Origin of the sequence: Ensifer sp. ZNC0028 (genome assembly GCF_000799055.1) — a bacterium.
In the GTDB taxonomy this organism is placed as follows: domain Bacteria; phylum Pseudomonadota; class Alphaproteobacteria; order Rhizobiales; family Rhizobiaceae; genus Ensifer.
Genome location: NZ_JTLA01000108.1, coordinates 67,569 through 76,095, shown reverse-complemented (window position 1 = coordinate 76,095; position 8,527 = coordinate 67,569). Strand labels below are relative to the sequence as shown.

Annotated in this window: 6 protein-coding genes; 5 read left to right on the top strand and 1 reads right to left on the bottom strand. The window is 63.3% G+C overall.

Going from position 1 to position 8,527, the window contains the following annotated elements; all coding sequences use genetic code 11:
• Nucleotides 1–119: 119 nt before the first annotated feature.
• The gene (locus tag L981_RS25330; RefSeq protein ID WP_043622823.1) at nt 120–863 is read right to left on the bottom strand and encodes an alpha/beta fold hydrolase; all 744 of its coding nucleotides are present in this window, start codon (nt 861–863) and stop codon (nt 120–122) included.
• 210 nt (nt 864–1,073) lie between these two features.
• On the opposite strand from L981_RS25330, the gene L981_RS25325 reads away from it, so the two are divergent.
• The 5 genes from L981_RS25325 to L981_RS25305 all read left to right on the top strand — a co-directional run bounded on the left by L981_RS25325 (nt 1,074) and on the right by L981_RS25305 (nt 8,527).
• Entirely contained in the window at nt 1,074–1,781 is a 708-nt protein-coding gene (locus L981_RS25325; RefSeq protein ID WP_043622820.1) for a lysoplasmalogenase, read from the top strand.
• A complete protein-coding gene (locus L981_RS25320) occupies nt 1,765–3,183 on the top strand; it encodes a coniferyl aldehyde dehydrogenase (RefSeq protein ID WP_043622817.1) in 1,419 nt (472 codons plus the stop codon). The genes L981_RS25325 and L981_RS25320 overlap by 17 nt, the downstream gene beginning before the upstream one ends.
• Before the next feature lie 94 nt (nt 3,184–3,277).
• Nucleotides 3,278–5,614, top strand: coding sequence for a heavy metal translocating P-type ATPase (locus L981_RS25315; RefSeq protein WP_043622814.1), 2,337 nt, complete (start codon nt 3,278–3,280; stop codon nt 5,612–5,614).
• Between the two features lie 247 nt (nt 5,615–5,861).
• Nucleotides 5,862–7,397, top strand: coding sequence for an ABC transporter ATP-binding protein (locus tag L981_RS25310; RefSeq protein ID WP_043622811.1), 1,536 nt, complete (start codon nt 5,862–5,864; stop codon nt 7,395–7,397).
• Nucleotides 7,394–8,527 (top strand): ABC transporter permease, encoded by a 1,134-nt coding sequence (locus L981_RS25305; RefSeq protein WP_034805123.1) that lies wholly within the window; start codon nt 7,394–7,396, stop codon nt 8,525–8,527. Before L981_RS25310 ends, L981_RS25305 begins: the two co-directional genes overlap by 4 nt.

The following is an 8,527-nucleotide window of genomic DNA, read 5'->3' as shown; positions in this document are numbered from 1 at the left end:
AACCAAATCAAAAAAGCCCGCATGGAGAAATCCAGCGGGCTTTTGTCCGTTCTAAGGCGAAGTTGACACCGCACCAAAAGGCGAAACAAACAGCGCCAAGTCGCGCCGCCAGCACGCCATCAACGGGTTCTTGGCTCCCGCCGCTGCGCCGCGATTACCTCAGCCAGTATCCGATTGAGTGCGCCGGGTCGCTCCAAGGGTACATAATGACCGCACTCGGGGATGATGCGCAGATGTCCATCGAGGGTGGCTTCTGCCTGGGAGGCGCTGATCTTTGGCCCGGGAGCAACGTCGTCCGCACCGCTTACGATCGTGACACGGCCGGGAAACGCGGAGAGGCAATCATCCCGGCTCGGTCTTGTGTGAAACACGCTGACCCCGCGGGCGATCTCACCGGGTAAGTGCGGCAGTGCCATCCTTTTCGCCTGGTCGACGACGGCGGCGCTCGTGGCGCGTGAAAACAACGGCGCCCAGTAGGTTTCCCAGGCCGCCTCCAGGCCATCCTTCTCGATCACCCGAAGAGCGCGGGCGTGGAAAGCCGGATCGGGCCGGTGTCTCGCTTTCGTACCAATGAGCACGAGAGAAGATACCCGTTCCGGCGCGATCATCGCGACCTCGAGTGCGCAGGATCCGCCGACGGAACAGCCGACCACGATGATGTTGTCGCCCTTGACCGGTTCGAGCGCGGCTCGCGCCCAAGCGTGAAGGGTGTCGCCTGCGCAATAGAGGCTTGGCGCATACGTTGCGTCAGGCAAAAGATGCATCTGCTTCGCCCACATGGAGCCGTCGAGCGGCAAGGCGTGCAACAACAGAAGTTCGGGGTCTGATTTTGGCTGCGGCCGGCTGGCGGGACTGGCGATCATGAACGCACTATGGGCCCGCCGCCGGCGAAAGGCCAATCCGGCCGCGAGAAAGTCGGTTCATCACATGGGCGATGACGGATCGCATATCATCGGGAAAGCGTGGTCGTTCTTGATGTCGCGAACCGCGCTGGACAATCGCGCAAAAATAGAAACTATCGCGGTGAACCGGAGCCCAAACGCGGCTCGGACAGGGCGGGGGAGTGGCGTCGCATGAGTTATCAGGGAACCCTGGACGTTCGGCAAAATCGACCCGCCTACGCGCTCTTTTTTGTCTGTGCCGGCCTGGCAATCCTCGGCAGCCTGCTTTCCGCCTCGGACGATTCTTTCTGGCGCTGGCTGCATTATCTGACCAAGCCCACGGCGACCCTGCTGCTTCTCGTCGTGGTGTTGCGAACGATCTCCCAAACATCCAGTGCCTATACCTGGGCCGTCGCGATCGGCCTTGTCTTTGCGGCAGCCGGCGATGTCTTCCTGATGCTGCCGGGTGATTATTTCCTCGCCGGCCTCGTTTGCTTCCTGCTGACCCATTGCGCCTACATCTATGCGCTCACCCGCGACGCCAGATTTGCCGATAGCAAAGGTATCTTCGCCGCCTTTGCCCTCGTTGCGCTCGCGGTTGTCGGTGGGCTCTGGACGTCGCTTCCCGAGGACATGCGCATTCCCGTCATCATCTATGCACTGGCGCTCGGTGTCATGGCGGCCCAGGCCATCTCCCGGGCCCGGCAGCTTGCGGGAACGCCTCAGGCGACGGCAGCACGGTTCGCCGCCTATGGCGGCCTGTTGTTCCTGATCAGCGACAGCATTCTCGCCTATGGTCGCTTCCGCTTCGCGATCCCCTTCAACGCGCTCTGGGTGCTCGGCACCTATTACGCGGCCCAATGGTTTTTTGCCCGTTCGACCGATGACCACAGCCACTGACAATACTTCACACCTCCGTGCCACCTTTGACGGACTGCGCGCAGCCTGGCGCGACGAAAGGCCGTCCGTTGAGCAACGCCGTGCGGACCTGAGCCGGCTCAGGGATCGCCTGCGCGCCCGCATGGAGGAGATGTGCGAGGCGATCGACCAGGACTTTGGCCATCGCGCCCGGCATGAGACCTTGCTTGGCGAAGGTGGCGTCGTGCTTGCGGAAATCGACCACACGCTGGCAAAGCTCAAACATTGGGTTCGGCCGGAGCGTCGCAAGGCCGGCTGGAAACTGTGGCCGGCGAAGGCCGAGGTGCGGTACGTGCCGCTCGGCGTCGTCGGCATCATTTCGCCGTGGAACTATCCGGTCAATCTGGCGCTGGCGCCGCTGGTGGCGGCGATCGCGGCCGGCAACCACGTGCACCTGAAGCCGTCCGAACACACGCCGCGCACCGCAGAGTTCCTTCGCTCGCTGCTTGGCGAAGTCTTTCCTGAGACGCGGGTGGCTGTTGCCCTCGGGGCTGCCGAGCTTTCGGCAGCCTTCTCGGCCCTTCCCTTCGATCATTTGTTTTTCACCGGCTCGACCGCCGTCGGCCGCAAGGTGATGGCGGCCGCCGCACAGAACCTGACACCTGTCACACTGGAGCTCGGCGGCAAATCGCCGGCGATCGTCGGCGAAGCCGCGGACCTGGCCAAGGCTGCCGCACGCATCGCAACCGGCAAGTTCTTCAATGCCGGGCAAACCTGCATCGCGCCCGACTATGTGCTGATCCATGAGAGCAAGCGGGATGCCTTCACGGAACTGCTGAAGCGGGAGATTGCCGCGCGCTACCGGTCGAAACGCGGTCTCGACGATTACACGTCGATCATCAACGACGCCCAGTACGAGCGCTTGAAGCGGCTGATTGCGGACGCCGAGGGGCGCGGCCATCCGGTGGTTTCCCTTCTCGACGGGGCAGTGAACGTGGTCGCGCGGCAACGCGTCCTCATGCCGACACTCGTGCTTGATCCGGACCGCGACAGTGCTGTCATGGGCGAGGAGATTTTTGGGCCGATCCTTCCCATCGTCAGTTACGCTTCCACCGAGGAGGCCATCGCCTATGTGCGCGATCGCGACCCCCCGCTGGCACTTTATTGCTTCAGTCGCGACAAGGCCGAAATCGAGGCGGTTCTGTCGCGCATCGTCGCCGGCGGCGTCTGCGTCAACGACACGCTCTACCAGTTCGGCTGTAACGACCTGCCCTTCGGCGGCGTCGGCGCCAGCGGCATGGGGCACTATCACGGGCGCGACGGCTTCCTGACCTTCTCCAAGGCGATGCCGGTGCTGAGGAAACTCGATCCGGCGCCGAGCGACCTGGTGAAACCACCCTATCGGGGTATCGCCGACTGGGTTATCCGCTTCCTGTCACGATAATTCGCCAAAAATCTGCATTCAGGCGGCAATTTGGCCTTGTAGCTCTAGTTGCTAGAGGTCGTAGCCTTGCTTCAGAATTTGCAAGGAGCAGGTTATGGCGAGCACAATTCGGGAAGCCCGTTATCGCGTCGAAGGCATGGATTGCGCGTCCTGTGCGTCCAAGATCGATACGGCGGTGCGTCGGCTTTCGGGCGTCGAGGACGTATCGGTCTCTGTGTCGGCGGGCACCATGTCGGTCAAGTTTGCCGACGAGAACGATCTTTCGACATCGATCGTGAGCAGGGTCGGAAAGCTCGGCTATCGTTTGCATCCGATCCAGGCAAGCCAGGCGCAGGAGCGGAAGACGGCCCATGTCTGCTCCGGGCACGATCACAATCATGAGCACGATCATGACCATAGCCATGACCACGATCACAGCGGTCACGATCACGACCACGGTCATGATCATGATCACGATCACCGACACGATGATCACGCCCATCATCACGAAGGCAACGCTGGCCATAAGAGTGAGGCGGCCGCAGCGGCGATGGGTCTTCATGGTCATGATCACGGCCCGACGAGCGGTCCCTGGTGGAAGTCGGGCAAGGGCAAGCTGACGATCGCCAGCGGCCTGGCGCTGATTGCTGCCTATGCGGTCGGCAAGACGATCCCGGCGACCGAGCCCTGGATCTTTACGCTGGCGATGCTCGTCGGACTGCTGCCGATCGCGCGGCGCGCCTTTGTCGCCGCAACCATGGGCACGCCGTTTTCGATCGAGATGCTGATGACGATTGCCGCGATCGGCGCGGTCTTCATCGGTGCGACCGAGGAGGCGGCGATGGTCGTCCTGCTCTTCCTGGTCGGTGAACTGCTGGAGGGCGTGGCCGCCGGCAAGGCGCGCGCCAGCATCCAGTCGCTGACGGCGCTCGTTCCGAAATCCGCCTTCGTCGAGCGCGACGGGCGGTTGGATGAGGTTCCCGCTGAGACGCTGAGCGTCGGCGCCGTCATTCTCGTTCGCCCCGGCGACCGCATTCCGGCCGATGGCGTCATTCTGTCCGGCGAAAGCGCCGTCGACGAAGCGCCGGTGACCGGCGAGAGCACGCCGGTGACCAAGGAGGTCGACGACACTGTCGTTGCCGGCACCGTCAATGGTTCCGGCGCGCTGCGCGTGCGGGTGACGGCCGCCGCCGCCGACAACACCATCGCGCGCATCGTCCGCATGGTGGAGGAAGCCCAGGAAAGCAAGGCGCCGACCGAGCGCTTCATCGACCGCTTCTCGCGCTATTACACGCCGGGTGTCGTCGTCGTTGCGGCCCTTGTTGCCGTGCTGCCGCCGCTTCTCTGGGGCGGCTCCTGGGATGAATGGATCTACAAGGGGCTAGCCATCCTCTTGATCGGTTGCCCCTGCGCGCTGGTCATCTCGACGCCGGCAGCGATCGCCGCCAGCCTTTCGGCCGGCGCCCGTCGCGGCTTGCTGATGAAGGGTGGCGCCGTGCTTGAGAATGTCGGTAAGGTCACGGCCGCCGCCTTCGACAAGACCGGAACACTGACCGAAGGCAAGCCCAAGGTGACGGATATCGTCGGCTTCGGCCGCTCGGAGGCCGACGTTCTGCGCCTGGCGGCCGCGCTGGAGCAGGGATCGAGCCACCCGCTTGCCCGCGCCATCCTTGAACGCAGCGCAACCGATGGCGTTGCGATCCCCACTATCGCCACCGTGAATGCGGTGGGCGGCAAGGGGTTGGAAGGCACGGTCGAAGGCGCAGCACTCTTCTTCGGTTCGCCGAAGGCCGCCGCCGAGCGGACGCCGATGACGCCCGACGAAAAAGCGCGCGTCGCGGCTCTCAACGATGAAGGCAAGACCGTTTCGGTGCTGGTGGCCGGTGGCGTAATTGCCGGCGCCATCGCCATGCGCGACGAGCCCCGGCCGGATGCTGCCGCGGGCGTGAAGGCGCTCACCGATGCCGGCCTGCGCGTCGTCATGCTGACCGGCGACAACCGCCGCACGGCCGAAGCGATCGGCCGCCAGTTCGGCATGGAGGTCCGTGCGGAACTCCTGCCCGAGGACAAGCAACGCATCGTGCGCGAACTGAAGGCGGAAGGCTTCAATGTCGCCAAGATCGGCGATGGCATCAACGACGCGCCGGCGCTGGCCGCGGCCGATATCGGTATCGCCATGGGCGGTGGCACCGATGTGGCGCTGGAAACGGCGGACGCGGCGGTCTTGCACGGCCGCGTGAGCGACGTTGCGGCGATGATCCGGCTCTCCCGCTCGACGATGCGCAACATCGTACAGAACATCACGATTGCGCTTGGCCTGAAGGCCGTCTTCCTGGTGACGACGATCATCGGCGTCACAGGCCTTTGGCCGGCGATCCTCGCCGACACCGGTGCCACCGTTCTCGTCACGATGAATGCCCTCAGACTGCTTCGGCCCGTGCGAGCCGCCTGAGAACCACCATAACTCCCAAGACGAAGGACCGGCGGCACCCGTTGTCGCCGGTTTTTCGCGTCCAAGTGCCTGTGTATATTCACGCTGGACTCTCACCAGCGATCTGATGAGAGTATAAGGAGATCACGGTTGAGGGCTTTCGCCCCGAAAAATCGATGATAAACTTAGACCAAATGGTAAAAAAATCGCCGGCACGGTTTCTGGGAAGAATGCCGAAGCGGGCCAGTTTGGGGATCGCAAGGCCAATATGGACAATATTGCCATCGAACTGCGTGGGATCGACAAGAGTTTCGGTCCGGTCCACGCCAACAAGAACATCAATCTAAAGGTCCGCAAAGGGACGATCCACGGCATCATTGGCGAAAACGGTGCGGGAAAATCGACCCTGATGTCGATCCTCTACGGCTTCTATCAGGCCGATAGCGGTGAAATCCTCGTTGATGGAAAACCCGTCGCCATCCGTGATCCGAATGCGGCGATCGCCGCCGGCATCGGCATGGTCCACCAGCATTTCATGCTGGTCGAGAATTTCACGGTGCTCGAAAACATCATGCTCGGCGCCGAGGACAGCCAGATCCTCAACAAGGGCATCGCCAAGGCGCGCGTGGAATTGAAGCGTCTGGAGCGCGAATACGCGCTGGAGGTCGATCCGGATGCCGTCATCGAGGAGCTGCCCGTTGGTCTGCAGCAGCGCGTCGAGATCCTGAAGGCGCTCTATCGCCGGGCCGACATCCTGATCCTCGACGAGCCGACCGGCGTCTTGACGCCGGCCGAGGCCGACCACCTCTTCCGGGTGCTAGAACAGCTGAAGAACCAGGGCAAGACCGTCATCCTCATCACCCACAAGCTGCGCGAGATCATGGCGATCACCGACGAGGTATCGGTCATGCGCCGCGGCGAGATGGTCGCGACGCGCACGACGGCCGAGACCTCGGTGGAAGAGCTCGCTGAACTCATGGTCGGCCGTCGCGTCTTGCTGCGTGTCGAAAAGGGCGAGGCCAAGCCCGGCGAGGTGAAGCTCGCCGTCGAGGGGCTGACGGTCAAGGACGGCCGCGGCGTCACCATGGTCGACAACGTCTCGCTCAACCTGAGGGCGGGCGAGATCGTCGGCATCGCCGGCGTTGCCGGCAACGGCCAGTCGGAACTGCTCGAAGCGATCTCCGGTATCCGCCGGGCCGTATCGGGCTCCGTGCTTCTGAACGGCAAGCCGATCGACGTTACCGGCCGCGCCGACCCTTCCGAACTGCGCAACCGTGGTCTCGCCCACGTGCCGGAAGACCGCCATCATGTCGGCCTCGTCCTGAAATTCGAGGAATGCGAAAACGCGATCCTCGGCTACCATCACGACAAGCGTTACCTCAACGGCGTCTTCCTGAACGTCGATGCCATCCGCAAGGACGCCGAGCAGCGCATTGCCGAATACGACATCCGCCCGCCGAATCCGCGGTTGAAGACCGCCAATTTCTCCGGCGGCAACCAGCAGAAGATCGTGCTGGCGCGCGAAATGGAGCGCGGGCCCGATGTGCTGATCATCGGTCAGCCGACGCGCGGCGTCGATGTCGGCGCTATCGAATTCATCCATAGACGGATCATCGAGATGCGTGACCAGGGCATGGCTGTCCTGTTGGTCTCCGTGGAACTCGATGAAATCCGCGCCCTGTCGGACCGTATCCTCGTCATGTTTGCCGGCCGTGTCGTCGGCGAGCGCGATCCGGATGCGACCGAGGGCGAACTCGGCCTGCTGATGGCCGGCGTTGAAGGCCGCAAGGAGGCCGCAGAATGAGCACCCCCTATGCGAAGCTTCCGGGCTGGGTCGAATACGGCCTCGTCCCGCTGGTCAACCTCGCCGTTGCCTTCCTCGTCGCCGGTCTGGTCGTGCTGCTCGTCGGTGAAAACCCGCTGGAGGCGGCCTATCACCTGATCAACGGCGCCTTCGGCCGCGGCGAATATCTCGGCTTCACGCTGTACTACGCCACCACCTTCATCTTCACCGGTCTTGCCGTCGCGGTCGCTTTCCATGCCGGCCTGTTCAACATCGGCGGCGAAGGCCAGGCCTATGTCGGCGGCATCGGCGTGGCACTCGCCTGCCTCTGGCTCGACCAGACGATGCCGTGGTTCGTCGTCTTCCCGCTGGCGATCCTCGGTTCCGCCTTCTTCGGCGCCGCCTGGGCCTTCCTGCCGGGCTGGCTGCAGGCCAAGCGCGGCAGCCACATCGTCATCACGACGATCATGTTCAACTTCATCGCCTCGAGCTTGATGGTCTACCTGCTCACACGCGTGCTGAAGCCGCTTGGCTCCATGTCGCCGCAGACGCGCACCTTCGCCGAAGGGGGGCAACTGCCCAAGCTCGATTGGCTGCTCGCGATCTTTGGCCTCGATATCGGCACGGCGCCGTTCAACGTCTCGTTCCTGCTGGCGCTGGTCGCGGCCTTCTGCGTCTGGCTTTTGATCTGGCGCACCAAGCTCGGCTATGAGATGCGCACCATGGGCCACAGCCCTTCGGCTGCCCGTTACGCCGGCATGAGCGAGAGCCGTATTACCGTCATCACCATGATGATCTCAGGTGCGCTTGCCGGCATGATGGCGCTCAATCCGATCATGGGCGAGCAGGGTCGCATGCAGCTCGATTTCGTTCAGGGCGCCGGTTTCGTCGGCATCGCCGTAGCGCTGATGGGGCGTTCGCACCCGGCAGGCATCATCCCGGCGGCCATTCTCTTCGGCATGCTCTACCAGGGCGGAGCAGAAATCTCCTTCGAAATGCCGTCGATCTCGCGCGACATGATCGTCATCATCCAGGGTCTCGTCATTCTCTTTGCCGGTGCACTCGAAAACATGTTCAGGCCGGCGATTGCCCGGCTGTTTGCGATGCAGAGCCGCCGTGCGGCCGTCGTGGCACAGACCAAGGGAGCTTGA

Coding starts and splice junctions, on each gene's coding strand:
- L981_RS25315 (WP_043622814.1), top strand. CDS start 3,278: ATGGCGAGCACAATTCGGGAAGCCCGTTATCGCGTCGAAGGCATGGAT.
- L981_RS25330 (WP_043622823.1), bottom strand. CDS start 863: ATGATCGCCAGTCCCGCCAGCCGGCCGCAGCCAAAATCAGACCCCGAA.
- L981_RS25325 (WP_043622820.1), top strand. CDS start 1,074: ATGAGTTATCAGGGAACCCTGGACGTTCGGCAAAATCGACCCGCCTAC.
- L981_RS25320 (WP_043622817.1), top strand. CDS start 1,765: ATGACCACAGCCACTGACAATACTTCACACCTCCGTGCCACCTTTGAC.
- L981_RS25310 (WP_043622811.1), top strand. CDS start 5,862: ATGGACAATATTGCCATCGAACTGCGTGGGATCGACAAGAGTTTCGGT.
- L981_RS25305 (WP_034805123.1), top strand. CDS start 7,394: ATGAGCACCCCCTATGCGAAGCTTCCGGGCTGGGTCGAATACGGCCTC.